Annotated in this window: 26 protein-coding genes; 19 read left to right on the forward strand and 7 right to left on the reverse strand. The window is 60.9% G+C overall.

Features of this window, described 5'->3' with window-relative positions:
- Positions 1 to 83 precede the first annotated feature (83 nt).
- From K0F86_RS14215 to K0F86_RS14230, 4 genes are all read left to right on the forward strand, one after another.
- Positions 84 to 953, forward strand: coding sequence for an MBL fold metallo-hydrolase (locus K0F86_RS14215; RefSeq protein WP_219134971.1), 870 nt, complete (start codon positions 84 to 86; stop codon positions 951 to 953).
- A gap of 20 nt (positions 954 to 973) precedes the next feature.
- Positions 974 to 1,630: a DsbA family protein gene (locus tag K0F86_RS14220; protein ID WP_219134972.1), complete on the forward strand. Its 657-nt coding sequence runs from the start codon at positions 974 to 976 to the stop codon at positions 1,628 to 1,630.
- Positions 1,631 to 1,723: 93 nt separating this feature from the next.
- Positions 1,724 to 3,187 (forward strand): catalase, encoded by a 1,464-nt coding sequence (locus K0F86_RS14225; protein WP_219134973.1) that lies wholly within the window; start codon positions 1,724 to 1,726, stop codon positions 3,185 to 3,187.
- Positions 3,188 to 3,355: 168 nt separating this feature from the next.
- A complete protein-coding gene (locus K0F86_RS14230) occupies positions 3,356 to 3,742 on the forward strand; it encodes a hypothetical protein (protein WP_219134974.1) in 387 nt (128 codons plus the stop codon).
- A gap of 53 nt (positions 3,743 to 3,795) precedes the next feature.
- On the opposite strand, the gene K0F86_RS14235 is transcribed toward K0F86_RS14230, so the two are convergent.
- The 4 genes from K0F86_RS14235 to K0F86_RS14250 form a co-directional block, all read right to left on the reverse strand.
- Complete coding sequence (locus K0F86_RS14235) at positions 3,796 to 7,374, reverse strand: M1 family aminopeptidase (protein WP_219134975.1); 3,579 nt, start codon at positions 7,372 to 7,374, stop codon at positions 3,796 to 3,798.
- 10 nt (positions 7,375 to 7,384) lie between these two features.
- Positions 7,385 to 8,278, reverse strand: a complete 894-nt coding sequence (locus K0F86_RS14240) for an ABC transporter ATP-binding protein (protein ID WP_096233797.1) — start codon at positions 8,276 to 8,278, stop codon at positions 7,385 to 7,387.
- Positions 8,279 to 8,447: 169 nt separating this feature from the next.
- Positions 8,448 to 9,644, reverse strand: a complete 1,197-nt coding sequence (locus K0F86_RS14245) for an ABC transporter permease (protein ID WP_219134976.1) — start codon at positions 9,642 to 9,644, stop codon at positions 8,448 to 8,450.
- 3 nt (positions 9,645 to 9,647) lie between these two features.
- Positions 9,648 to 10,427 carry an ATP-binding cassette domain-containing protein gene (locus K0F86_RS14250; RefSeq protein WP_219134977.1) on the reverse strand — a complete coding sequence of 260 codons (780 nt, stop codon included), beginning with the start codon at positions 10,425 to 10,427 and terminating at the stop codon, positions 9,648 to 9,650.
- Positions 10,428 to 10,575: 148 nt separating this feature from the next.
- Between K0F86_RS14250 and K0F86_RS14255 the strand changes: the two genes are divergently transcribed.
- Entirely contained in the window at positions 10,576 to 11,007 is a 432-nt protein-coding gene (locus tag K0F86_RS14255) for a hypothetical protein (RefSeq protein ID WP_219134978.1), read from the forward strand.
- An 87-nt stretch (positions 11,008 to 11,094) separates the two neighbouring features.
- A complete protein-coding gene (gene coq7, locus K0F86_RS14260) occupies positions 11,095 to 11,739 on the forward strand; it encodes a 2-polyprenyl-3-methyl-6-methoxy-1,4-benzoquinone monooxygenase (RefSeq protein ID WP_219134979.1) in 645 nt (214 codons plus the stop codon).
- 95 nt (positions 11,740 to 11,834) lie between these two features.
- Here the strand turns inward: coq7 and K0F86_RS14265 are convergent, their stop codons facing one another.
- On the reverse strand, positions 11,835 to 12,257 hold the full coding sequence (locus K0F86_RS14265) for an OsmC family protein (protein WP_071079492.1): 423 nt from the start codon (positions 12,255 to 12,257) through the stop codon (positions 11,835 to 11,837).
- 225 nt (positions 12,258 to 12,482) lie between these two features.
- On the opposite strand from K0F86_RS14265, the gene rplM reads away from it, so the two are divergent.
- The 5 genes from rplM (at position 12,483) to erpA (ending at position 15,464) form a co-directional block, all read left to right on the forward strand.
- On the forward strand, positions 12,483 to 12,911 hold the full coding sequence (gene rplM / locus K0F86_RS14270) for a 50S ribosomal protein L13 (protein ID WP_010393282.1): 429 nt from the start codon (positions 12,483 to 12,485) through the stop codon (positions 12,909 to 12,911).
- A gap of 9 nt (positions 12,912 to 12,920) precedes the next feature.
- Positions 12,921 to 13,313 carry a 30S ribosomal protein S9 gene (rpsI, locus tag K0F86_RS14275; protein WP_010393285.1) on the forward strand — a complete coding sequence of 131 codons (393 nt, stop codon included), beginning with the start codon at positions 12,921 to 12,923 and terminating at the stop codon, positions 13,311 to 13,313.
- A 176-nt stretch (positions 13,314 to 13,489) separates the two neighbouring features.
- Positions 13,490 to 14,527, forward strand: coding sequence for an N-acetyl-gamma-glutamyl-phosphate reductase (gene argC, locus K0F86_RS14280; RefSeq protein ID WP_219134980.1), 1,038 nt, complete (start codon positions 13,490 to 13,492; stop codon positions 14,525 to 14,527).
- Between the two features lie 90 nt (positions 14,528 to 14,617).
- Positions 14,618 to 15,007, forward strand: coding sequence for a polymer-forming cytoskeletal protein (locus K0F86_RS14285; RefSeq protein WP_071079490.1), 390 nt, complete (start codon positions 14,618 to 14,620; stop codon positions 15,005 to 15,007).
- Between the two features lie 94 nt (positions 15,008 to 15,101).
- A complete protein-coding gene (erpA, locus tag K0F86_RS14290; protein ID WP_029496047.1) occupies positions 15,102 to 15,464 on the forward strand; it encodes an iron-sulfur cluster insertion protein ErpA in 363 nt (120 codons plus the stop codon).
- Positions 15,465 to 15,528: 64 nt separating this feature from the next.
- Here the strand turns inward: erpA and K0F86_RS14295 are convergent, their stop codons facing one another.
- On the reverse strand, positions 15,529 to 16,623 hold the full coding sequence (locus K0F86_RS14295) for an anhydro-N-acetylmuramic acid kinase (RefSeq protein WP_219134981.1): 1,095 nt from the start codon (positions 16,621 to 16,623) through the stop codon (positions 15,529 to 15,531).
- A 123-nt stretch (positions 16,624 to 16,746) separates the two neighbouring features.
- Positions 16,747 to 18,114 carry a M23 family metallopeptidase gene (locus K0F86_RS14300; protein ID WP_219134982.1) on the reverse strand — a complete coding sequence of 456 codons (1,368 nt, stop codon included), beginning with the start codon at positions 18,112 to 18,114 and terminating at the stop codon, positions 16,747 to 16,749.
- A gap of 154 nt (positions 18,115 to 18,268) precedes the next feature.
- Between K0F86_RS14300 and tyrS the strand changes: the two genes are divergently transcribed.
- The 8 genes from tyrS (at position 18,269) to ruvC (ending at position 25,261) form a co-directional block, all read left to right on the forward strand.
- Positions 18,269 to 19,534 carry a tyrosine--tRNA ligase gene (gene tyrS, locus K0F86_RS14305; RefSeq protein WP_219134983.1) on the forward strand — a complete coding sequence of 422 codons (1,266 nt, stop codon included), beginning with the start codon at positions 18,269 to 18,271 and terminating at the stop codon, positions 19,532 to 19,534.
- A complete protein-coding gene (gene dtd, locus K0F86_RS14310; RefSeq protein WP_219134984.1) occupies positions 19,531 to 19,980 on the forward strand; it encodes a D-aminoacyl-tRNA deacylase in 450 nt (149 codons plus the stop codon). Before tyrS ends, dtd begins: the two co-directional genes overlap by 4 nt.
- A 19-nt stretch (positions 19,981 to 19,999) precedes the next feature.
- Positions 20,000 to 20,632, forward strand: a complete 633-nt coding sequence (locus K0F86_RS14315; RefSeq protein WP_219134985.1) for a YbhB/YbcL family Raf kinase inhibitor-like protein — start codon at positions 20,000 to 20,002, stop codon at positions 20,630 to 20,632.
- A gap of 3 nt (positions 20,633 to 20,635) precedes the next feature.
- A complete protein-coding gene (locus tag K0F86_RS14320; RefSeq protein ID WP_219134986.1) occupies positions 20,636 to 21,280 on the forward strand; it encodes a histidine phosphatase family protein in 645 nt (214 codons plus the stop codon).
- A gap of 107 nt (positions 21,281 to 21,387) precedes the next feature.
- On the forward strand, positions 21,388 to 22,440 hold the full coding sequence (gene dusB, locus K0F86_RS14325) for a tRNA dihydrouridine synthase DusB (protein ID WP_219134987.1): 1,053 nt from the start codon (positions 21,388 to 21,390) through the stop codon (positions 22,438 to 22,440).
- 168 nt (positions 22,441 to 22,608) lie between these two features.
- A complete protein-coding gene (locus tag K0F86_RS14330) occupies positions 22,609 to 22,842 on the forward strand; it encodes a helix-turn-helix domain-containing protein (protein ID WP_008445162.1) in 234 nt (77 codons plus the stop codon).
- A 102-nt stretch (positions 22,843 to 22,944) separates the two neighbouring features.
- On the forward strand, positions 22,945 to 24,531 hold the full coding sequence (purH, locus tag K0F86_RS14335) for a bifunctional phosphoribosylaminoimidazolecarboxamide formyltransferase/IMP cyclohydrolase (protein ID WP_071079484.1): 1,587 nt from the start codon (positions 22,945 to 22,947) through the stop codon (positions 24,529 to 24,531).
- Positions 24,532 to 24,721: 190 nt separating this feature from the next.
- Positions 24,722 to 25,261: a crossover junction endodeoxyribonuclease RuvC gene (ruvC, locus tag K0F86_RS14340; protein WP_141171710.1), complete on the forward strand. Its 540-nt coding sequence runs from the start codon at positions 24,722 to 24,724 to the stop codon at positions 25,259 to 25,261.
- Positions 25,262 to 25,269: the final 8 nt, after the last annotated feature.

Consider the following 25,269-nt stretch of genomic DNA (forward strand, 5'->3'; position numbering starts at 1 on the left):
AAACTATTGCATTTTATTGGGTTTTTCTACCGAATGAAGCAACGTAAGATGCATGTATCCCAATCATCTTGTGAAGGCGCATCATGTTCTCCAAATCCATCAGCAGCGTTCTTGTTTCCACCCTGTTTGCCGCCGGCGCCGCCTCGACCGCCGCCAGCGCCCCCCTGACCCTGGAAGTCTTCAACCCAGGCGAAGCGGCCATCTTCCCCGTCGCTTCCGTATTGGTCGCGGGCAAGCACGACGCCGTGCTGATCGATGCCCAGTTTTCGCGCGCCGAAGCGCAAAAGCTGGTGGAAAAGATCCGCGCCAGCGGCAAGAAACTGACGACGGTGTACATCAGCCACAGCGATCCCGATTTCTACTTTGGCCTCGACGTGATCAAGGCAGCTTTCCCACAGGCAAAAATCGTCGCCACGCCGGACACCGTGGCCGAGATCCGCCGCAAGGCTGACGCCAAGGTCGCCTACTGGGGCCCGATTTTGAAAGACAATGCGCCGCACCGCATCGTCATTCCCGAAGCATTGAAAGGCCAGCGCATCACGCTGGAAGGCCAGTCGCTCGATATCGCCGGCCCGACGCCATCGCGCACCTATGTGTGGATTCCGTCGATCAAGGCCGTCGTCGGCGGCGTGGTGCTGTTTGGCAACCTGCACGTCTGGACGGCCGATACGCAAAGCGTGCAATCGCGCCAGGACTGGCTCAAGACGCTCGATGGCATCGCCGCGCTGAAACCCGTCACCGTCGTGCCCGGTCACTTCAAGGTGGGTTCGCCCCTGACGCCCGACAGCATCGGTTTTACGCGCGACTACCTGGTGACGTTCGAAGCGGAAACGGCCAAGGCCGCCAATTCGGCCGCACTGATCGAGGCCATGAAAATGCGCTATCCGAAGCTGGGCCTCGATGGCGCGCTGGAAACGAGCGCGAAAGTCGCCAAAGGTGAAATGAAATGGTAAGCGGCAACAAGGAGGTCTCCATGCCCACACTGCACTACATTTTCGACCCGCTGTGCGGCTGGTGCTACGGCGCCGCGCCGCTGGTCGAGGCGGCGCGCGCCGTGCCCGGCCTGACGGTGGCCTTCCACGGCGGCGGCATGATGACGGGCAGCAATCGCCGCCAGATCACGCCCGCATGGCGCGGCTATGTGCTGCCGCATGACCGGCGCATCGAGCAACTGTCGGGCCAGCCTTTCGGCGACGCCTATGTCAATGGCTTGCTGAACGACACCACGGCCATGATGGATTCCGAACCGCCGATCACGGCCATCCTGGCGGCGGAAGTCCTGGCAGGCAAGGGCCTGGACATGCTGCAGCGCGTGCAGCGCGCCCATTACGTGGACGGCTTGCGCATCGCCGACCTGCCCGTGCTGCTGGCGCTGGCGCAAGAACTGGGCATGGATGGCGCCGCCTTCCAGGCCGAGTATGCGCGGCAGGCGGGTGCCGCCACGCAGCGGCACATCGACGCCAGCCGCGCCTTGCTGGCGCAGGTGGGCGGCCAGGGCTTTCCCACATTCGTGCTCGACGATGGCAGCGGCAAGCTGTCCGTGATCGATATCGGCGATTATCTGGGCCAGCCGGCGAAGTTGCAGGCGCAACTCGGTGGCGTGTGCGACGCCCATGGCTGTACATTGTAAATATCTATCGATTCGATAAAATCAATTATCTTTTCCTTTGTTGTTGACTTCATTACACTGCTTCCATCAGTCAACAACGAAGGAAAAGCAGTCATGAGTCAACAGCCGCCATTCAGCACCGCCTCGGGCATCCCCGTCGCCGACAACCAGAACTCCATCAGCGCCGGCCCCCGCGGCCCCCTGCTGCTGCAAGACTTTCACCTGATCGAAAAACTCCAGCATTTCAACCGCGAGCGCATCCCCGAGCGCGTGGTGCACGCGAAAGGCTCGGGCGCCTACGGCACCTTTACCGTCACGCACGACATTTCGCGCTACACGAAGGCCAGGCTGTTCAGTGAAGTGGGCAAGCAGACAGCCACTTTCGCCCGCTTTTCCACCGTCGGTGGCGAGCGCGGCAGTGCAGATACGGAACGCGACCCGCGCGGCTTCGCCGTGCGTTTTTATACGGAAGAGGGCAACTGGGACCTGGTCGGCAACAACACGCCGATGTTCTTCATCAAGGACCCGATCAAGTTTCCTGACTTTGTCCACACGCAAAAGCGCGATCCGCAAAGCAACTTGAAATCGGCCGAGATGATGTTCGACTTCTGGAGCCATGCGCCGGAAAGCTTGCACCAGGTCACCATGCTGTTCTCGGACCGGGGCACGCCGGACGGCTACCGCCACATGGATGGCTTCGGCAGCCACACGTATAGCCTGATCAATGCGGACGGCCAGCGCGTGTACGTGAAATGGCACTTCAAGACGCGCCAGGGCATCAAAAATTTACCTGCGGCGGAAGCGGGCCGCCTGGCCGGTGCCGACCCCGACTACGCCCAGCGCGACCTGTTCGGCGCCATCGAACGCGGCGATTTCCCGCAGTGGGAAGTCAAGCTGCAGGTGGCGACGCAGGAGCAACTTGATGCTTGGGAGCAGCGTACGGGCTGGAACCCGTTCGACCTGACGAAAGTGTGGCCGCACGCGGACTTCCCGCTGCTGCCCGTGGGTATTTTCGAGCTGAACCGCAACCCGGACAATTACCACGCGGAAGTCGAGCAGGCGGCGTTTTCGCCGGCCAATGCCGTGCCGGGCATGGGATACTCGCCGGACAAAATGCTGCAAGGCCGCTTGTTCGCCTACCACGACGCCCAGCTGTACCGCGTCGGCACCAACCACCAGCATCTGCCCGTGAATGCGGCCCGCTGCCCCTTCCATAACCAGCAGCGCGACGGCGGCATGGCGATCCACAATGGCAGTTCGGCGCAGAATTACGCCAACGTGGCGGCGGCAGGCACGCAGCCGCAAGGGCTGGGCCATGGTGAACCGGCGCTGGCGCTCGACGGCGGCGCGGCCCGTTATGATGGACGCGGCGTGGAAGACGATTACACGCAGGCCGGCAATCTGTTCCGGTTGATGTCCACCCAGGCGCAGCAAAACCTGTTCGACAACCTGGCAGGACCGTTGAGTCTGGTGCGACCGGAAACCTTGCAGCGCCAGCTGGCCCACTTCGACCAGGCTGATGCCGCCTACGGTGCCGGCGTGCGGGCCGCCTTGCAGGCACGCGGCGTCTCCCTGTAATGGAGTGTTGCAGGCGGAACAAGCTTGTTCCGCCTGTTTGATGCAGCACAAATTAGTGCTCGATATAAAATATTGCCGTATGGACATATTTGCCTTGCATGCGTAGACTTGTCGGTCTGATGATCGCGCCGCCTTCCTGGCGGCGTCCTGACTAGAAAGTCTTGCAATATGAATATGGTGAAGCTGTCGGTGCATGGGGACGATCCCACGCTCAAATCCATTCTCGAAGTCTTGCCCACCGATCCGGAGCGGCAATGGCGCAAGGGCGAGGCGAAGAGCACGGCGGGTCGCGTGCATCTCGATTCCGGCTTCGAAGTCGTCATCGCGCAGGCCACCAAAGCGCAAGTGTTGCCCTCGCGCATACGCAGCTACCTGGCCGAATGCCGTTCGCGCGGCGTCAGCTTCACCATGCCGCGCATCGTGGCCGAGCTGCAACTGGAGTTGAACGGCGACGACACGGTCGATGCACCGCTGGACCTGACCCTGGCCGACATGCAGCACCTGACGGAGATGGGCATCAGCCTGAGCCTGGTGACGCGCTGCGCCGCGGCCTGATTCCCGTGCGACACTGAAAAAAATGGCCACCTGTCCAGGGTGGCCATTTTTCGTCACGGTTCGTCGAGCTCGACGGTGACCATATTGTCATCGGGCTTGCGGTCGATCAACTTGTTGTCGGGGTCGATGCCCGCCTTGCCGGGCCGGCTGCCGACGATGACGGTATAGCTCGCTTCGCGCGCCGTCATGCGCAGGCGTTCGCGCAGCAGCGGTTGGCCATTCGCATCGTCGACGCCGATCTCGATCCAGTCATGCAGGGGCGCATCGTGTTCCTCTCCCTGTTCGCCGGCCATCAATTTGCTCGCCTGCACCTTGAGGGTGACGGCGTACTTGCCATCGCCGCGTTTGGTGGCCTTGGCCGACAGGGCGCGGTTGTCGAACAGCACGATTTTCTCGAACAGGTCGTCGATCAGGTAAGCCTGCTCGGGCGGCGTGACCTGGCGCAAGCCCTGGACCAGCGCCGTCACGCTCGCATACGGCGGTCCCTTCTGGCCGTAGGTCTTCAGCAGCTCGCGCAGCACGCCGTTGACCTTGTCTTCGCCGATCATGTCCTGCAGCAAATACATGGCCAGGCTGCCCTTGTGGTAATGGATGTAGGCCTGGTTTTCATTCTCGGCCAGCGGCAGCTCCTTCTTGCTTTCTTCGCTGCGTCCCATCAGGTATTGATTCAGGTCATAGCGCAGGAAGCGGCGCATCTTGGCCGGTCCCGTGGTTTTTTTCATCACCATCAGGGCCGAATATTCGGCCAGGGTTTCGCTGAGCACGGTGGCGCCACGCGTGTTGCCGCCCACCAATTGATGCGCCCACCACTGGTGCGCCACTTCATGCGCCGTGACGTAGAACGGATAGTCGAGGTCCTTCGGATTCTTGTCGTCCACCTTGGCGATGAAACCCAGGCCTTCCGAGTATGGAATCGTGTTCGGGAACGACTGCGCAAACGTGGCGTAGCGGGGGAATTCCACGATGCGCAGGACCTTGTGCTGGTAGGGGCCGAAGTTTTTCGTGTAGTAATCGAGCGCTTCCTTGCTGCCACGCACGAAACGATCGAGGTTGTATTCATGGCCAGGATGGTAATACACGTCGATGGCCACGTCCTGCCAGCGCTCGTGCCTGACGGCGTAGCGCGCCGACTGGAACGCGTAGAAATTCAGGATAGGCTGGTCCATCGTGTAATGGAAGTAATGGCGGCCCTTGGCGATCCAGTCGTTGTCCAGCATGCCCGGCGCGATGGCCGTCTGGCCGTCGACGGTGCTGACGGTGGCGTCGAAGTTGATGCGGTCGGCGTCAATGCTGACGTAATTGTCGGCCAATCCCTTCGCATCGTCGCGCGGCAAGGCCCGTTCGCGCGCCGGCAAGCCGTGTTTCTTGCGGTCGCGCGGGTCCGTCAATTCCAGCTGCGCCTGGTAGCCGATGTGCGGCAGCACGGCATTCGTGAAGAAGGTGCCGTTGGCCACGACGGGCGTGTCCTGGCCCAGGCCGAAGATGCCGCGCGGCGCATAGGCAATGTCGAAATCGAGGCCCAGGCTGGCGCCCGGCGCCAGCGGCGCGGCCAGGCGGTAGCTGTAAAAGCCCAGCTTGCCGTCATCGATGCCGGGGTGCACGCGCGCATCGAAACGCAGCCGCATGGTGGCGGTCGGGTCTTGCTGCACAAAAATGTGGCTGATCGGCAGGCTAGTCTTGTTTTGCAGCAGATAGCGGCCCGTGACGGCCAGGGTGCGCTGCGCCGGGTAGATGGCTACATCGAGTTTCACGTCGGTGATTTTCGGCTGCGGCGTGGCGGCAAACTTGCGGTACTGGCGCTCGACACTGGCTCGGTCCGCATCGCGGGAAAATTCGGACTTGTAATCGTTGGCCACGTGAAAGACGTAGAACAGCACGCCGCCGGCGCCGACGAAGATCAGGGCGCCGATGGCAAAGCTGGCCAGCACGCCTTGCGTCAGGCCGTGGCGCGCCAGGCGCAATCGGATGCGCCAGCTATCCTGCGCGCCACGGGGCCAGAACAGCAGCGACAGCAGCGTCAGCATGACGGCCGCGCCGCTCCAGTACAGCAAGTACCAGCGCTCGCGCAACACATAGTGGCCGGCGCCGTTCATGGCTGAATAGATGAAGTCCGGCGTGCTGCCGTACAGCAGCAGCGGGTCGCCCAGGCCCAGCGAGGCAAAGCTGATGCTGGCGATGTGGTACAGAATCATGGCGAAATACGCCAGGTACTTGTGATTGATCACTACCTGCAAAAAGATGGCCAGCACGGCGATCAATGCGTAGTAGGGCAGGTGCGACAGGAACAGCGATTCCAGGTACAGGCCGGGGTCGAGGCGGTAATAGCCCTTGAAGACCTGGATCGACATGCCGCACAGCATGATGACCAGGCTCAGCAATGCTTGCAGGCCGATCAGGGCGAACAGCTTCGACAGCAGGGGCAGCCAGTTTGGCACGGGCAGGGCGTCGAGCATCAGCTCGATGTGCGTTTCCCGTTCGCGCCACACCAGTTCGCCCGCATAGAAGGTGGTAATGACCAGCATGAACAGGGCGAACGAGGCGCTGACCATGTCCAGCACTTTTTCCGTTACGGGATAGGTATTCGTGCCGTACATGGAACCCATGTCCAGCGCGCCCGCATACATGGTCAGCACGCCAGCGAGCACGATGACGACAAAATAGATGTTCTTGATGGTTTCGCGCAGGTTCAGCCAGCTCATCTTGACGAGCAGGGCGGCCAGGTTGCGCTGCGCAAAATCAGGTGCTTCCTGCGTGGACAGCGAAGCGCTCGACAGGCGCAGCGGTACATCGCCCTCGCTGCGGCGCTTGCTGGCGCCCGCGTCCGTCGTGGCGTGGAACTGGAAGCGCCAGTAGCCGAGCAGCAAGGCCACCAGGGCGAAGCCGGACCAGATGGCGCGGTTCAGCAAATACACGCCTTCCAGGGTCACCAGGCGCGTGTTGCGCTCCGCATTCGGCCAGTATTCCGTCAGGCGTATCAGCGCCGTGGTACCGAAGGGGTCGATCAGGGCGGCCAGGGTCTTGTAGTCGAGGTCGCGCGCCAGCGAGGGCGCCACCAGGTAGCCGATCAGCATGACCACCGAGCTGATGTACACGGGCAACATGCGCCGCGTCAGGGCCGCGATGACGAAGAAGATGGCGCCGAAGATGAACAGGTTCGGCAGCAGGGTAAATACATATGGCATCAAATAGGCCAGCGCGCGCTGCGGCCCCAGCCGTTCGGGATCGATGCCGGGCAGCCAGGCGCCCAGCCAGGCCCCGATGACGATGCTGGAAAACACCACGGCCAGCACCAGATAAGCGCCGAGGAAGCGACCGAAGACATACTGGTATTTTTTGATCGGCGCGCTGAAGAAGAAATGCTGCATGCCGTGCTCGAAATCCTGCTGTACCGAGCGGCCCATCATGGCGGCCACCACCACGGCGCCGAAGCAGCCCAGCACGCTGCACGTGAATGCCAGCGAGCGGGGCGCGTTGATCAGGAACTTGCCGCCGAAGCTGATGCTCGCTTCCTTGAAGACACCGCCGGCGGCGGCCATCCACAGCATGGCCAGCGCCAGGAACATGGCGAAATACACCCAGGTGGACAGCAGCTTGAGCCGCTGTCGCGCTTCAAATCGGGCGATGGCAAACATGGCCGCCCCCTCAGTCGCACTGCGGGGCGACGCGGTGGCGCCCGGCAATGGTGGCGAAATACAGGTCTTCCAGGTCGCCGATGGCTTCCTCGAAGCCGTCGCCCGGGTCGTCGTCGCTGTAGACGTGGATCAGGGTGCGGCCCGACAGCAAGCGCGTGGAAATGACGGCGTGGCGCTGCTGGAAGCTGGCGAGTTCCTTTTTTTCGACAAAGCGCGCCCAGATCTTGCAGCTGACTTCATCGATCAGTTCCTGGGTCTTGCCGCACAGCAGCAAATGCCCTTTGTTGATGATGGCCATGTTGGCGCACAGATCGGCCACGTCGGAGACGATGTGGGTCGACAGGATCACCGTCTTGTCTTCGCCGATATCGGACAGCAGATTATGGAAGCGCACGCGCTCCTGCGGGTCGAGGCCGGCCGTCGGCTCGTCGACGATGATCAGTTTCGGGTCGCCCAGCAGGGCTTGCGCGATGCCGAAGCGCTGGCGCATGCCGCCGGAAAAGCTGCCCAGGCGCTGGTGGCGCACGTCGAACAGATTGGTTTGCTGCAACAGGCCATCGACGACCTCGCGCCGGCGCGCCCGCTGCGACAGCCCTTTTAGCATGGCGAAGTGGTCGAGCAATTCGTAGGCCGTCACTTTCGGGTACAGGCCGAAGTCTTGTGGCAGGTAGCCCAGCATGCGGCGGATCTCGTCCTTGTCGTCGAGCACGTCGTAGTCGCCGAAGAAGATGGAGCCGGAATCGCATTCCTGCAGGGTGGCCAGGGTGCGCATCAGGGTCGACTTGCCCGCGCCATTCGGGCCCAGCAAGCCAAACATTCCGGGCGGTATCGTCAGCGACACGTTATCCAGCGCCACCACGCCATTCGCGTAGGTTTTCGACAATTTGCGAATCTGCAATTCCATACAACTCCTGACTCATGCGTTGCTGCCCGATGCTACAGGGCTACTCTATGCTGGCATTGTATTGAATTTACGACGTACTGGGCAGTTGCATGCGATACACGGCATTTTCGCGTGGCCAGAGTGCGGATGGGCGGGGTGGATGGCACCCCGCCGCGAGTCATTTGCAAGCTTAATTGCGGAACAGAACCGATTCGCGGTTAAACCACCAGCGGCACAGCATCAGCAGCGCGCCCGCGATCACCGTGGTCGAGGCCAGGATGACGCCGAACATGCGGTAATCCATGGTGCCCTTGACCAGCTCCTTCATGGCCAGCGATACATTCGTCAGCGGCACCATGGCCCACATCCAGTTCAGCTCGACGCCTGGCAGCATGGCCGCCACCGTGGGCAGGATGACGAACAGCATCAATGGCGTGATCATGCCGGCTGCTTCCTTGTAGCTTTTCGCGTAGATCGAGATCGACAGCAGCAGCGAGGCGAAGATGGCGGCCGTCGGCACCAGCATCAGGGTCACCATGGCCAGGTCGGGCAAGCCGATGCTGCGCACCATGACGGCCATGTTGCCTTCGAGCGAACTGCCGAAGATGGCCAGCAGGGCGCCCATGCTGCCCACCATCAGCACGGCCGAGGTCATGCCCACCGTAAACAGCACGAGGAACTTGGCCAGCACGATGGCGCTGCGCGGCACGGGCGCCAGCAGCAGGGTTTCCAGCGTGCCACGCTCCTTTTCGCCGGCGCCCAGGTCGATGGCCGGATACATGGCCGCCGTCAGGCATACCATCAGCAGCAGATAGGGCAGCATGCCGCCGACGATGGCGCCCATCTGCTCGCGCTCGTTGGCCGTCGACTGCTTGTCGAGCACGATGGGGTGCAGGGCGAAGGCCAGCTGGGCCGGACTCAGGTTCAGTGCCGACAGCGCCCCTTCGCGCAGGCTGGCGTTGTAGGTATCGATAATCTCGCGCACCCGCTGCTGGGTCACGTCGACCGTGCTGGCGCTGTTGTAGTGCAGTACCACCTTGGCCTGTTGCCGTTGCTGCAGCGCCTCTTCAAAATGCGGCGGGATGACGACCGCGAACTTGATGCTGTCGTCGCCGATGGCGCGGCGAATCTCCGCCTCGCTGGCCAGCGGCACTTCGCGCAAGTTGTGCTGCTGCGCAAATCGCGCGCTCAGGCCCGGCGAATAGTCCTTGCCGAACAGCGCATAGCGCATTTCCGCCGTCTTGGCATTCTTGAACATATTGTTCGAGACATAGGCGAAGCCGCCAAAGATCAGCGGCATGGCAAAGATGGGGATGAGGATGGTGAAAATCAGCGTCTTGCGGTCGCGCGTGAGTTCCAGCAACTCTTTCAGATAAATGGTCCACATGGCTCAGGTTCCCTGGTTGATGACGCTGACGAAGGCATCGTACAGATCGGCACTGCCGCCCAGGTGGCGCAGTTCGTTGACCGTGCCATGGAAGGCGGTGGTGCCGCGGTTGATGATGCAGACGCGGTCGCACAGCTTTTCCACCTCGTGCAGATGGTGCGTGGAAAAGATCAGCGGCACGCGCAGCGCCTTGTAGCTGGCGATGAAGTCGAGCAGGATCTTGGCCGACATCACGTCCAGACCCGTGGTCGGCTCGTCGAGGATCACCACCTGCGGCTCATGCACGACGGTGCGGGCGATCGCGCACTTCTGTTTCATACCCGTCGACAACTGATCGGCCCGCTTATTGCCGTACTCTTCCATTTGCAGCAGGGCAAACAGCTCGTCGCAGCGGCGTTTCAGCTTGTCGGCCGGCATGCCGTGCAGGCGGCCAAAATATTCCACGTTCTCGCGCGCCGTCAGGCGCCCATACAAGCCCGTCGAGCCGGACAGGAAGCCGATGCTCTGGCGCGCCACCAGGGGTTGCAGCAGCACATCGACGCCGTTGACGAGGGCGCTGCCCGCGTCCGCTTGCAGGGCCGTCGACAGCAGGCGCAGGGTGGTCGTCTTGCCGGCGCCATTCGGACCCAGCAAGCCCAGCACCTCGCCCGGGGCGCAGCTGAAACTGACGTCGCGCACGGCGTGAAACCAGCCCTCATGCTCGCGCGGATCGCTGACGTGCACGCCCTTGCCCTTCTGGGGCGGCATGCGAAAACGTTTTGCCAGGTGCTTGACTTCAATCATGTGCTTCATCCATTTGACGGTGAAGAACGAGAGTAGCATGCAAAAAATGTAACTTGCAAGATGGAAATATCGTTTGGTCTATTGAAAAAAGCAGCATCTTCATGCAAGCTGGCCTGGTGGGCGCCGGCGGACGGCGCGGGAGAGTGCAATGCGAACGATCGATCAGGCGATGCAGGACAAGGTACTGGCCGTGGCGCGCGCCGGCATGACCAGTGCCGAAGCCATCGGTTTCTTCCGTGTCAGCCTGGGCTTGTACTACCTGGCCGGCCTGATGACGGAGGAAACGCTCGATTTCAAGCAGATCGATGCCAGGTACAACCGCTTTATTTATCACTCGATTGGTGGCGGGCACAGCATCGCCAGCGTGCTGCAATTCATGAGCGGCGAGAAAGTCTTGCGCGTGCTGCAGTCGGAGCGTTTTCGCGCCGCGTTTGCCGAATACTGCCCGGACATCCCCGTCGACAGCATTTCCTTCCTGGTTTCACTGAACCTGGGCGTGGCGAAAAGCCTGTCCGGCCTCGATGCCGTCGGCCCCGTGGTCGACTGGATCGAGCAGGAAAAAACGCGCACAAGTCAATAAAGCCCCGTTCGCCCTGCGCGCGGCGTGGGGGCTGCTGGCCGCTATCGTCCTATAATTCATGCTTTACTACTCATGAGCATAGCCACGATGACCGCGAACCGCCATTTTGACCCCCTGGATCGTTTGATTGTCGGCGCCGACAAGGCCCTGCGTGTGATCGCGGGCGTGGCCTCGGCCTCGCGTCCCTCGCCGGCCGCGCACGCGCCCGATGCACAGCTGAGCGCGGCCGAGCAGCGCCACAGCGCCGGCTTGATGCGCGTCAACCATGTGGGCGAAGTGTGCGCCCAAGCCCTGTACAACTCGCAGGCGCGCTATGCGCACAGCCCGGCCATCCGCGCCCAGTTCGATGAGGCGGGACGCGAAGAGGAAGACCACCTGGCCTGGACGGCGCAGCGCCTGACGGAGCTGGGCTCGCGTCTGAGCCTGCTCAATCCCCTGTGGTATGCGGGTTCGTTTGCGCTGGGCACCATCGCCGCGCGCATGGGCGACGGCCGCAGCCTGGGTTTTGTGGTGGAAACGGAGCGCCAGGTGGAAGCGCACCTGGCCAGCCACTTGCAGGAATTGCCGCCGCAGGACGCGAAATCGCGTGCCATCGTCATGCAGATGGCCCTCGACGAAGTGGAACACGGCGCCGCGGCGCAGCGCCTGGGCGCCATCGATACGCCGGCGCCCGTCAAGGCGCTGATGGGCATCATGGGCAAAGTGATGACGAAGACAGCGTATTACCTGTAGGTCGGATTAGCGCGGCAATGCCGCGCGTAATCCGACACATTGTTGGCGTTACGGGTATTGTCGGATTACGCGCTGGCGCGCTAATCCGACCTACCTCATTCCTCGATGATTTCGAACGAGTGGGTGATCTCGGCAGTTTTCGCCAGCATGATCGACGCCGAGCAATATTTGTCGTGCGACAAAGTCACGGCCCGTTCCACGGCCGTCGGTTTCAGGGCCTTGCCCCGCACGGTGAAATGGAAGTGGATCTTGGTAAACACTTTCGGGTCGGTGTCGGCGCGCTCGGCCTTCAGGGTCACTTCGCAGCCACTGACGGCTTCGCGCCCCCGTTTCAGGATCAGCACCACGTCATAGGCGGTGCAGCCACCCGTGCCCAGCAAGACCATTTCCATGGGGCGCGGCGCCAGGTTGTGGCCGCCGCCATCGGGCGCGCCATCCATGGTCACCAGGTGGCCGGAGCCGGTTTCTGCCCGAAAACTCATGCCCGACGGGCCATTCCAGCTGACTTTGCATTCCATCGTACTCTCCGAAAATTGTAGGCGTTTTGTATTGTAATAGAGGAATGCCTGTCCATGTGCCGCCCGCCGGCCCGCAGCCGGTCCGCATCGTGGCTTGACGCGGCAAGGCAAAGCCGCTTATACTTGTCGGCTTTCCGTTCGCTCAGGAAAAGTAAATAAGGCAGAGTCCGCACAGCAGCATCGGCGGAACCACCATTTGAGCGTGTAATCTATTAGGAAGTCAACATGAAAACATTTTCCGCTAAAGGACATGAAGTCCAGCGCGATTGGTTCGTGGTTGACGCGACGGACAAAGTCCTCGGACGTGTTGCCAGCGAAGTGGCACTCCGACTGCGCGGCAAACACAAACCAGAATTTACTCCTCACGTCGATACCGGCGACTTTATCGTCGTCATCAACGCAGGCAAACTGCGTGTGACCGGTACCAAAGCTACTGAGAAAATTTACTACCGTCACTCTGGCTATCCAGGCGGCATCTACGAAACCAACTTCCAGAAAATGCAACAGCGTTTTCCAGGTCGCGCGCTTGAGAAAGCGGTCAAGGGCATGCTGCCTAAAGGCCCACTCGGCTACGCAATGATCAAGAAGCTGAAAGTGTACGCGGAAGGTTCCCATCCGCACGCTGCTCAGCAACCTAAAGCACTTGTTCTCTAAGGAACTGACATGATCGGTAATTACAATTATGGAACCGGCCGTCGCAAAAGTGCAGTGGCTCGGGTTTTTATCAAAGTTGGCACAGGCTTGATCGTTGTTAACGGCAAACCAGCAAACGAATACTTTTCGCGCGAAACAGGTCTGATGGTCATCCGTCAACCTCTGGAACTGACCGGCAATGTCGAGCGTTTCGACATCAAAGTCAACGTCCATGGCGGCGGTGAGTCGGGCCAGGCTGGTGCAGTTCGTCACGGCATCACCCGCGCTCTGATCGACTACGATGCAGCGCTGAAACCGGAACTGGCGAAAGCCGGCTTCGTGACCCGCGATGCACGTGAAGTCGAGCGTAAAAAAGTTGGTCTGCGCAAAGCACGTCGCGCAAAGCAATTCTCGAAGCGTTAATTCTTACGCTACAGTACCTTTCGAGGTGCTGCTCGAAAAGCCGCTGGACTTCGGTCCCGCGGCTTTTTTGCATTTCAGCGGGATGCGCCGTTGCGCTGTAAAATACGCGGAAAACCCGCAGGGGTAGCGTTTCACTTCATCTTTATGCAATCTCAATCTATACACAAGGAAAGAACATGATCAAAGTTGGCATCGTCGGCGGCACTGGATACACGGGCGTGGAATTGCTGCGCTTGCTGGCTACCCATCCAGATGTTGAGTTGACGGCGATTACCTCGCGCAAGGAAGATGGCTTGCCCGTTGCTGACATGTATCCTTCCCTGCGTGGCCACGTCAAACTGGCGTTTACTTCGCCGGAAAAGGCGAATCTGGAACAGTGCGACGTGGTCTTCTTTGCCACTCCGCATGGTGTTGCCATGGCACAAGCACCAGCCTTGCTGGCCGCCGGCGTGAAAGTCATCGACCTGGCCGCCGACTTCCGCCTGAAAGACCAGGCCAAGTTCGAGCAATGGTACAAGATTGCCCACACGGCGCCCGAGTTGATCGAGCAAGCCGTGTATGGCTTGCCGGAACTGAACCGCGAAGACATTAAAAAAGCCAGCCTGATCGCCAACCCCGGTTGCTACCCGACCACCATGCAACTGGGCTTTTACCCGCTGCTCAAGGCGGGCCTGGTCAACGCGGGCGGCTTGATCGCCGACTGCAAGTCGGGCGTGTCCGGCGCCGGCCGCAAGGCGGAAATCGGCATCCTGTTTTCGGAAAGCAGCGACAGCTTCAAGGCCTACGGCGTGGCCGGTCACCGCCACCTGCCGGAAACGACGGCGCAATTGCAGCGTTTCACGGACGACAAAGTGGGGCTGACCTTCACGCCGCACCTGGTGCCGATGATCCGCGGCATGCACTCGACCCTGTACGCGCAGCTGAACAAGGATGTCAGCAATGAAGAATTGCAATCCTTGTTCGAAGAGCAATACAAGGATGAACCTTTCGTCGACGTGATGCCATTCGGCTCGCACCCGGAAACGCGCTCCACGCGCGGCTCGAACATGCTGCGCCTGGCTTTGCACCGTCCCGAAGGCGGCAATACCGTCATCGTGCTGGTGGTGCAGGATAACCTGGTCAAGGGCGCATCGGGCCAGGCCGTGCAGTGCATGAACTTGATGTTTGGCTTGAAAGAAACGGCCGGTTTGCAACATATCGCCCTGCTGCCATAAAAATAGGCAGCCGTGCTTGCGCAGGTGCGGCGCCTTTTTGCCGGACCTGTGCTAAATTGGACTGCCACGTACACCAACAGGATGACGTTCATGTTCGAGCGCAACGCGAAAAACCCCATCGACACCCTGATCGGCGCCTCCACGCGGATCGAGGGCGACTTGCTGTTTTGCGGCGGCTTGCGCATCGATGGCCATGTGCGCGGCAATGTCACGGGCGAGCCGGGCGAGCCTACGCATGTGGTGCTGGGCGAGGCGGGGCGCATTGATGGCGAAGTGCGCTGCTCCAGCCTGGTCGTCAGCGGCGAGATCAATGGCCCCGTGTATGTGTCCGAAATGCTTGAAATCCAGCCGAAAGCCCGCATTGTAGGGGAGGTGTATTACAAGGTGCTGGAAATGCACAGCGGCGCCTTGGTGCAAGGAAAGCTCAGTCGCCACGACAGCGCCGACCCCGTGCTGCACCTGGCCGTGTCGGAAATGTGAGCAGGAACAACACCGCCCAGCGGCATCAGCGGCGGCCGCAGCGCGAGTTGTGCCAACAGTCTATAATGAGGCTATGTTTTCTGAGGAGTCTGAAATGAATGCAGTCGCTGAAATGCAAGATGTGATCCCTTCGCCTATCATCTTTACCGATAGCGCCGCCGAAAAAGTCGCGCAGCTGATCGAGGAAGAAGGCAATCCCGACCTGAAATTGCGCGTCTTCGTGCAGGGTGGCGGCTGTTCCGGCTTCCAGTACGGCTTCACCTTCGACGAAATCGTCAACGAAGATGACACCACCATGGTCAAGAATGGCGTCCAGTTGTTGATCGATTCCATGAGCTACCAGTATCTGGTCGGCGCGGAAATCGATTACAAGGATGACCTGGAAGGCGCGCAGTTCGTGATCAAGAATCCGACGGCGACGTCTACCTGTGGTTGCGGTTCTTCGTTCTCGGTATAAAGTAGTTTTACCGGAATGTAAAAATAGCGGATCATCGATCCGCTATTTGTGTTTCTACATCCTCTCAACGCGGATACAGCGCACCCAGTACGCGTAAGCCCTGCGCACCCGTCACGGCCGGCAAGTTGCCTGGTTTACGCTGCGTAAAGCGCCAGGCCAGCCAGGCAAACGCCAGCGCCTCGACCTGGCTGGGCGCCACGCCCAAGGCTTGCGTAGACTCTACCGCCATGCCCGGCAATGCAGCGGCCAGTGCTGCCATCAAGCTGGCGTTCTGCGCGCCGCCGCCACATACATACACGGTTTCCGCCTGCGCCCCGTCGCGCGCGATGGCATGCGCCAGGCTGGCGGCCGTCAGTTGCGTCAGGGTGGCCTGCACGTCGGCAGCTGTGGCATGCGGATAGCTGCGCAGCTTGTCCTGCAGCCAGTCGGCATGGAACAGGTCGCGTCCCGTGCTTTTCGGCGCCGGCAAGTTAAAAAATGGTTCATTGAGCAATTCCACCAGCAGGGCAGGCAAGACTTTACCCGTGGCGGCCCAGGCGCCGTTGGCGTCATACGGCTGTCCCAGGTGCCGCAGGGCCCAGCCATCCATCAGCGCATTGCCGGGGCCCGTGTCGTAGCCCGTCACCGTGCCGTCCGCGTGCAGCACGCTGATATTGCTGATGCCGCCGATATTGGCCAGTACGCGCGTGTGGCCGGGCAAATTGAAAATGGCCTGGTGAAAAGCGGGCACCAGTGGCGCGCCCTGGCCGCCGGCCGCCACGTCGCGGCTGCGCAAGTCGGCGATGACATCGATGCCCGTCAGTTCGGCCAGCAGGGCCGGGTTGTTCAACTGGCGCGTAAAGCCCAGTTCGGGGCGGTGGCGGATGGTCTGGCCATGCGCGCCGATGGCGGCGATGGCGTCCGGTCCGATGCCCGCGTCGCTCAACAGCAGGGCGACGCAGTCGGCGTAATGGCGTACCAGTTGATTGGACGCCAGCGCTTCGCGTTCGATTTCATTCTGGCCGGCACTTTGCAATGCCATCAGGTCAACGCGCAGGCTGGCGGGGAAGGGAATATACGCATCGCCCAGGCTGCGCACGCCGCCATCGTCGGAAAAGTCGACCAGGGCGCCGTCGACGCCATCCAGGCTGGTGCCCGACATCAAACCGATATACAGCATGGGTGTTTCCTTGAGTGCGTCAGTGATGGGTGCATTGTGCCGCATTTTCCGGCGGACATAAAACAAAGGCACCGGCCATTTGCATGGGCGGTGCCTTTATATATTGCCAGAATGCAATTTCGTTTAACGCGACGCCAGTGCCGTGTCGTTCGGACGCAGCAGGGTGAAGCGGTGCATCATGTCGGCCGAGACCATGCGGAAGCGGCTCAGCTCGGATGCCGTCAGCGGCGCCTGGGCTTGTACATTCAGCTTGCTTGGATCTTGTGCCACGCCGCCGACGCGGAATTCATAGTGCAAATGGGCGCCCGTGGACCAGCCGGTGGTGCCGACGTAGCCGATCACATCGCCCTGGCTGACTTTTTGACCTTTTTTCAGGCCCGAAGCGAAGCGGCTCATGTGGGCATAGGCCGTGGTGTAGTTGGCCCAGTGTTTCAGGACAACAACATTGCCGTAGCCGTTTTGGCTGCCGACGGTATCGACCACGCCGTCGCCCGAGGCGCGTATAGGCGTGCCTGTTGCTGCCGCGAAATCGATGCCCTTGTGCGCTTTCCAGTTGCCGGAAATCGGATGCACGCGCATGGAGAAGCCGGACGAGATGCGGGAGAATTCGAGGGGGGATTTCAGGAAGGCTTTTTTGAGGGACTTGCCATCGAAACTGTAGTAACCGCCGCCTTGCTTGCTGGCTGGGTCTTCGAACCAAACGGACTGGTAAGTCGTGCCGCGGTTGGTGAATTCACCGGCCAGGATGCGGCCCGCTCGGACAAATTCGCCATCTTGCCAGAACGTTTCGTAGACGACATTGAATGCGTCGCCGCGTTTCAGGTCGGAGCGGAAATCGATATTGGTGGAGAACATTTCCACGATTTGCGCGGAAATCGAGTCTGGCAGGCGGGTGCCGTCCAGGCTGGAGTCGGTGGCGGCGAACAGGGTGGAGGTAATCTTGCGCGCGTGCATTTCAACGCGGCGTTCCAGTTGGGCTGCCACTTCCGTGGCCACGAACTTGTCGCCCTTGCGGGTGATCAGGATGTTCTTGACCGATTTGTCCGTGCCGTCGACGAGGGTGGCGCGCATCCAGTTGAGGTCGCCGTTTTCGGTCGTTTGCGCTTGCACGCGCTTGCCCGATTTCAGCAACATCACGCCGCGCGCGATCTTGTCGGTCTTGATGAAATTGGCGGCCGCCGGATCATCCACGCCGAGACGGGTCAGCAGGGTGGCGAGGGTATCGCCGGCGCGGACTTTTTCTTCGTGGGTGAAATTCTGGTCTACCTGCTCCATCGCGGAAATTTGCGAAGCGAGATCAGGCATTTCCAGGTTCTGGGCGATGGACGTGACCGGCAAGTCCGATGCGTCGGGTGCCATGGGCGACACAGCGACTGCGCCGAAGGCGGCCACGGCGAGCAGCACTGCCGACGCGCCGAGAATGCGTGCCTTGCGTGTCGTCGTCAGCTGTGTGTACAAGCGTGAGCCTGTGATTTTATGTATAGGGTTCATGCAATCAGTTAAAATTTGCCCTTGAACGTGACCTGAACTAATGCTCTTTGTTATTGTTATTTTGGTTCGTTTTCATACGGCAAGATTGATGGGATCGAGCATTATAGCAAACTCCGCAAACCTACTACCATTTTGAGATCTACAGTCAAATTTTATGGAAATCAACACCACCGCATCGCCTACAAAGGCTAACGCCGCTCAGACCGCACTTCCACTGTCGGACAGAGTACAAGAAGCCCTCGCGATTACCAAGCGTGGCGTCGACGAACTCTTGATCGAAAGCGAATTTGCGCAAAAATTAGCGCGTTCCGAGAAAACCGGTGTTCCACTGCGCATCAAACTGGGCCTGGACCCGACTGCACCCGACTTGCATCTGGGTCACACTGTCGTACTGAACAAGATGCGCCAGCTGCAAAACCTCGGCCATCAAGTCATTTTTCTGATCGGCGACTTCACTTCCATGATCGGCGACCCTTCGGGCCGCAACGTCACGCGCCCGCCGCTGACCAAGGAACAGATCGAGATTAACGCGATGACGTATTTCGCGCAAGCATCTTTAGTGCTGGATGCCAGCAAGACGGAAATTCGCTATAACTCCGAGTGGTGCGATCCGCTGGGCGCGCGCGGCATCATCCAGCTCGCTTCCCACTACACGGTGGCGCGCATGATCGAGCGCGACGACTTCACCAAGCGCTTCCAGGGCGGCATTCCTATTTCCGTACACGAATTCCTGTACCCGCTGATGCAAGGTTACGACTCGGTGGCCCTGAAATCGGACCTGGAACTGGGCGGCACGGACCAGAAGTTCAACCTGCTGGTGGGCCGCGAACTGCAAAAGCAGTATGGACAGGAGCAGCAGTGTATTTTGACCATGCCGCTGCTGGAAGGTTTGGACGGCGTGGAAAAAATGTCCAAGTCGAAGAATAACTACATCGGCATCACGGAACCGGGCAACACCATGTTCGCCAAGCTGATGAGCATTTCCGACGTCATGATGTGGCGCTACTACGAGTTGCTGTCGTGGCGCTCGATCGCCGAACTGGCCCAGCTGAAGCGCGAAGTCGAAGAAGGTCGCAATCCGCGCGACGCCAAGGTTGCGCTGGCGCAAGAGATCGTCGCCCGTTTCCACTCGCAGCAGGCGGCCGAAGATGCGCTGGCCGACTTCGTCAACCGCTCGAAGGGCGGCATTCCCGACGATATTCCTGCAGTGACCCTGGCCGGCGCCCCGCTGGGCATCCCGCAATTGCTGAAACAGACTGGCCTGTGCCCGTCGACGTCGGAAGCCATGCGCAAGATCGACCAGGGCGGCGTGCGCATCGACGGCACCGTCATCAGCGACAAGGGCTTGCAAGTGGCGGCGGGCGAATTTGTGTTGCAAGTTGGCAAGCGCAGTTTCGCGCGCGTCACCTTGACGGCATGATCGCGCTGCTGCAGCGCGTCACGCAGGCGAAAGTCGACGTTGCCGGCGCCACCATCGGCGCCATCGACGCCGGCCTGATGGTGCTCGTGTGCGCCGAGCGGGGCGATACGCAGAAGGAAGCGGACGCCTTGCTGACCAAGTTGCTCGGCTATCGCGTGTTTGCCGACGAAGCGGGCAAGATGAACCGCAGCGTGACGGACGTGGCCGGCGGCTTGCTGCTGGTGCCCCAGTTCACCTTGGCGGCCGACACCAAGTCCGGCACGCGCCCGTCGTTCACGCCAGCGGCCGCGCCGCAGGACGGCTTGCGCCTGTTCACGCATTTCGTGGAGCAGGCGCGCAGCCGCCATGCGAACGTGCAAACGGGGCAGTTCGGCGCCGACATGCAGGTGTCGCTGACGAATGATGGCCCCGTCACCTTCTGGCTACAAGTGAACGCAAAACAATAACGATAAAGAGGAGCAAGCGATGAAATTGTGGAGCGAGACGTTTCGTGATGGCGGCCTGATGCCGGCCGAGAATGCTTTTGCCGAGATCGATCCGGCCAGCCGCGTGCGCCTCGCCGGCAACCGCAATCCCCATCTGGCCTGGGACGAGGTGCCGAACGGCACCGAGTCGCTGGCCCTGTTCTGCATCGACCCCGATGCGCCGCAGGACGGCAGCCTGGTCAATGTTGAAGGCCAGGTCTTGCCGCTGACGGCGCCGCGCGGCGACTTTTATCACTGGAGCTTGCTCGATTTGCCGCCCGCCATGCGGGTGATTGCCGCCGGAGAATTTTCCAGCGGCATCACGCCGCGCGGCAAGGCTGCCAGTGCGGCGCTGCGCCAGGGCCTCAACGACTACACGGGCTGGTTTGCCGGCGATGCCGCCATGGCCGGCGATTATTACGGTTATGATGGTCCGTGCCCGCCGTGGAATGACGAGCGCATCCACCACTATATTTTCCGCCTGTATGCGCTCGACGTGCCACAGTTGGCCTTGCCCGAACGTTTTACGGGGCAGCAAGCCCATGCCGCGCTCTACGGCCACATCCTCGACGAAGCCCAGCTCGTCGTCGCTTACTCGCTCAACCCCGAGCTGGCACTTACCCTGAAGAAATAAAGCATGAGCACCACGATTTTACTGATACGCCATGGCGAAACGGCCTGGAATGCGGGCCGCCGCCTGCAGGGCCATATCGACATCGCGCTGAACGAGGCGGGCCTGGCGCAAGCTTGCGCGCTGGGGCAGGCGCTGGCCGATGAGCCGCTGGCGGCCATCATCGCCAGTGATTTGCAACGCGCGCAGCAGACGGCGCAAGCTGTGACCGATGTGAAAGATTTACCCGTGCAGACGGACCCCTTGCTGCGCGAGCGCTGCTATGGCGCGTTCGAAGGCTTGCTGTATGCCGATATTGCCGCGCGCTATCCGCACGAGTATGCGCAATGGCAATCGCGGCAGATCGATGCCGTGATGCCGTCGGGCGAGCGCGACGCCGAGAGTTTTCGCCAGTTTTACGCACGCGCGAACGGCGCCATCGCCCGCTGGGCCGAACGCTATGACGGCCAGACGATCGCCATCGTGGCGCATGGCGGCGTGCTCGAATGTGCTTACCGCGAGGCGGTCGGCATGACGCTCGACAGTCCGCGCGACTTCCAGGTGAAAAATGCCAGCGTCAACCGTTTTTCGTATGCGGCCGGCAAGCTGCATTTAGTGCACTGGGGAAATGTCGAACATCTGAGCGCCCCTGCGATGGACGAGCTGGGCTAAGCGGCCTCATCGTCACTCTGACGCACTGATCGAAAAAAATAGTGCTTATTAATTAGGCAGGGAATCGGTTAAAATAGCAGGTTCCTCCGTCCATTCCAGGTTCTTCAGTGCAAATCGGCCCTCACATTCTGCGCAACAACGTTTTCGTCGCTCCCATGGCGGGCGTGACGGATCGGCCTTTCCGCCAGTTGTGCAAGCAGCTGGGTGCCGGCTATGCCGTGTCGGAGATGGCGGCGTCGAATCCGCGCCTGTGGGCGACGGAAAAAAGCGCGCGCCGCACGGACCACGAAGGCGAAATGGAGCCGAAAGCCGTGCAAATCGCCGGTGCCGATCCGCAGGACCTGGCCGACTGCGCCAGGTTCAACGTGGACCGGGGGGCGCAGATCATCGACATCAACATGGGTTGCCCCGTGAAGAAGGTATGCAACAGCTGGTGCGGTTCGGCCCTGCTGCAAAACGAAAGCCTGGTCGAAAAGATCTTGCATGCCGTCGTCAATGCCGTCGACGTGCCCGTCACCCTGAAATTTCGCACGGGCTGGAACCGCGAAAACAAGAATGCCCTGAAAATCGCCCGCATCGCCGAGCAAGCCGGCATCCAGATGCTGACCTTGCACGGCCGCACGCGGGCCGATGGCTACAAGGGCGATGCCGAATATGAAACCATTGCCGCGGTGAAAGCATCGGTGGGCATCCCCGTGGTGGCCAATGGCGACATTACTACTCCTCAGAAGGCCCGCTTTGTGCTGGATCAAACGGGCGCCGATGCCGTCATGATCGGCCGCGCGGCGCAGGGCCGGCCGTGGATTTGCCGCGAGATCGACCATTTCCTGCGCACGGGCACTTTGTTGCCAGCGCCGTACGTGGATGAAGTGCGTACCTTGATGGACGAGCATTTGCGCGCCCATTACGCGTTTTATGGCGAATTTCTCGGCGTGCGCACGGCGCGCAAGCACATCGGCTGGTATGTCAAGGATCTGGAAGGCGGCGAGGCGTTCCGACAGCAAATGAACTTGCTGGAGTCGACGGACGCGCAATTGCTGGCCGTGGATCAATTTTTTGAGTCGCAATGGAAATTTGGCGAACGGTTACAATACCGCCTCTCCGAATCGAGTGAAAGTGGCCTGATCGATGTGATCAAACCTACGGCCACGGCAGCATGAGCAGATAGCAACAAGCAGGGTAAATCAGTTACCAGCAGTACAAGGGCGAGCGCCTATACAGAGCGTCATGCAATATTAATTACAACACCGAGGCAAGAGGGCAGCACGCGGACCGCATGAGCGGCGCGGCGCCGGATGGCCAGGTGTTCAGCCGGTTGAAGCATAAAAATGAGCAAAGAAAGCATTCAGGAAGTCGTACAGAAAAGTCTAGAAGATTACTTCAATGACCTGGGCGAACAGCAAGCGTCGAATATCTATGACATGGTCGTGCTGACCGTGGAAAAGCCCATCCTGGAAGTCGTGATGACACGCGCCGATGGCAACCAGTCGCACGCCGCGCAGATGCTGGGCATCAACCGCAACACCCTGCGCAAGAAATTGCAGGAGCACGGTTTGCTGTAATGCCGGCATGCAAGTGACGCCAAGATTTGAATCCGCCGCCGCTTCGGTCAGACGACCGAACGGTGCCATTCGCCAAGAACACTTAACCACCTAGCCACAGCCATGATCAAACAAGCTCTCCTCTCCGTTTCCGACAAGACCGGCGTTCTCGAATTCGCCCGTGCCCTGTCCGCCCTCGGCGTCAACCTCCTGTCCACCGGCGGCACCGCCAAATTGCTGGCAGACAACGGTGTTCCCGTCACGGAAGTTGCCGATTACACGGGTTTCCCGGAGATGCTCGATGGCCGTGTGAAGACGCTGCACCCGAAAGTGCATGGCGGTATCCTGGCGCGCCGCGATTTCCCTGAGCACATGTCGAAACTGGTCGAGCACGACATGCCGACCATCGACATGGTGGTGGTCAACCTGTACCCGTTCCAGGGCACGGTCGCCAAGGCCGATTGCACCCTGGAAGACGCGATCGAAAACATCGATATCGGCGGCCCGACCATGCTGCGTTCGGCAGCCAAGAACCACAAGGACGTGGTCGTCATCTGCGATCCGACCGACTACGACGCGGTGCTGGCGGAGCTGCGCTCGGCCGACGGCACGGCCGGTACGGTCAGCTACGACACCAAATTCATGCTGGCGAAAAAAGTCTTTGCGCACACGGCGCAATACGATGGCGCCATCACCAACTACCTGACCAGCCTGGGCCCGACGAAAGTGCACGCCGAGCGCGGCGCTTATCCACAAGTGTTGAATGTTGCATTTGAGAAAGTGCAAGACATGCGCTACGGTGAGAATCCACACCAGAGCGCCGCCTTCTACCGCGACCTGGTCACCATCGATGGCGCGCTGGCCAACTATCGCCAGTTGCAAGGCAAGGAATTGTCTTACAACAACATCGCCGATGCCGATGCGGCCTGGGAATGCGTGAAAAGCCTGGGCGGCTTCGAGCAAAGCGCGGCCTGCGTCATCGTCAAGCACGCGAACCCATGCGGCGTCGCCCTGGGCAAGAATGCGGCCGAAGCGTACGCGCGCGCCCTGCAGACGGACCCGACTTCCGCGTTTGGCGGCATCATCGCTTTTAATACCGAACTGGACGGCGCCACCGCCGGCGAAATCGCCAAGTTGTTCGTCGAAGTGCTGATCGCCCCATCGTTCTCCGCCGAAGCGAAACAGATTCTGTCGAGCAAGCAAAACGTGCGCATGCTGGAAATCCCGCTGGGCAGCGGCGTCAACGCCATGGACTTCAAGCGCGTCGGTGGCGGCTTGCTGGTGCAATCGCCGGACGCGAAAAACGTCGGTATCGGCGACTTGCGCGTGGTCAGCAAGCTGCAGCCGACACCGCAGCAATTGTCCGACCTGATGTTCGCCTGGAAAGTGGCGAAATTCGTCAAGTCGAACGCCATCGTCTTCTGCGGCAATAACATGACCCTGGGCGTGGGCGCTGGCCAGATGAGCCGCATCGACTCGGCCCGCATCGCCTCGATCAAGGCGCAAAACGCGGGCCTGTCGCTGGCCGGTTCCGTGGTGGCGTCGGACGCCTTCTTCCCGTTCCGCGACGGCCTCGACGTCGTCGTCGATGCGGGCGCGACGTGCGTCATCCACCCGGGCGGCTCCATGCGCGACCAGGAAGTGATCGATGCGGCGGACGAGCGCGGCGTCGTCATGCTGTACACGGGCACGCGTCACTTCCGTCATTAATAAGGCGGCCTAAACCTACGGCGCGGCGCGGGGCGCGGCCTGCGATGCTCACTGTGCTCTAGCACAGTTGCGCTTCTCGGCCACGCCGCATCGCCGCTCGCTGCGGTTTATCCCACCTTATTGAAAGGTGGCCAAACGGCAGGCACTGGTTATTCACCGGTGCCTGCCGTATTCATTATAGAATCTGGCGATGATTATTCTTGGCATCGATCCTGGCCTGCGCACGACGGGCTTTGGGGTCATTGAAAAACACGGCAACAAGCTGCGCTATATCGCGTCGGGGACCGTCAAGACGGGTTCCGAAGGGGAATTGCCGCCGCGCCTGAAGATCATCCTGCAGGGCGTGAGCGAAATCGTCGGCACCTACCAGCCCGATTGCGCCGCCATCGAAAAAGTGTTTGTCAACGTCAATCCCCAATCGACCCTGCTGCTGGGCCAGGCGCGCGGCGCGGCCATTTGCGCGCTGGTCCACGCCGACCTGTCGGTGGCCGAGTACACGGCGCTGCAAGTGAAACAGGCCGTCACGGGGCACGGCAAGGCGGCCAAGGAGCAGGTGCAGGACATGGTTTCCCGGCTCTTGTCACTACCCGGCTTGCCCGGCACGGATGCGGCCGATGCCTTGGGCGTGGCCATTTGCCACGCCAACAGCATCGATGCGCTGGCCATGCTCGGCGCGCTGGCGCCACAACTGCAGGGCTTGCGCATGAAGCGCGGCCGTCTCGTTGGATAAAGCAGCAC

This window comes from Janthinobacterium sp. UMAB-60 (assembly GCF_900095235.1).
Lineage (GTDB): Bacteria > Pseudomonadota > Gammaproteobacteria > Burkholderiales > Burkholderiaceae_D > Janthinobacterium.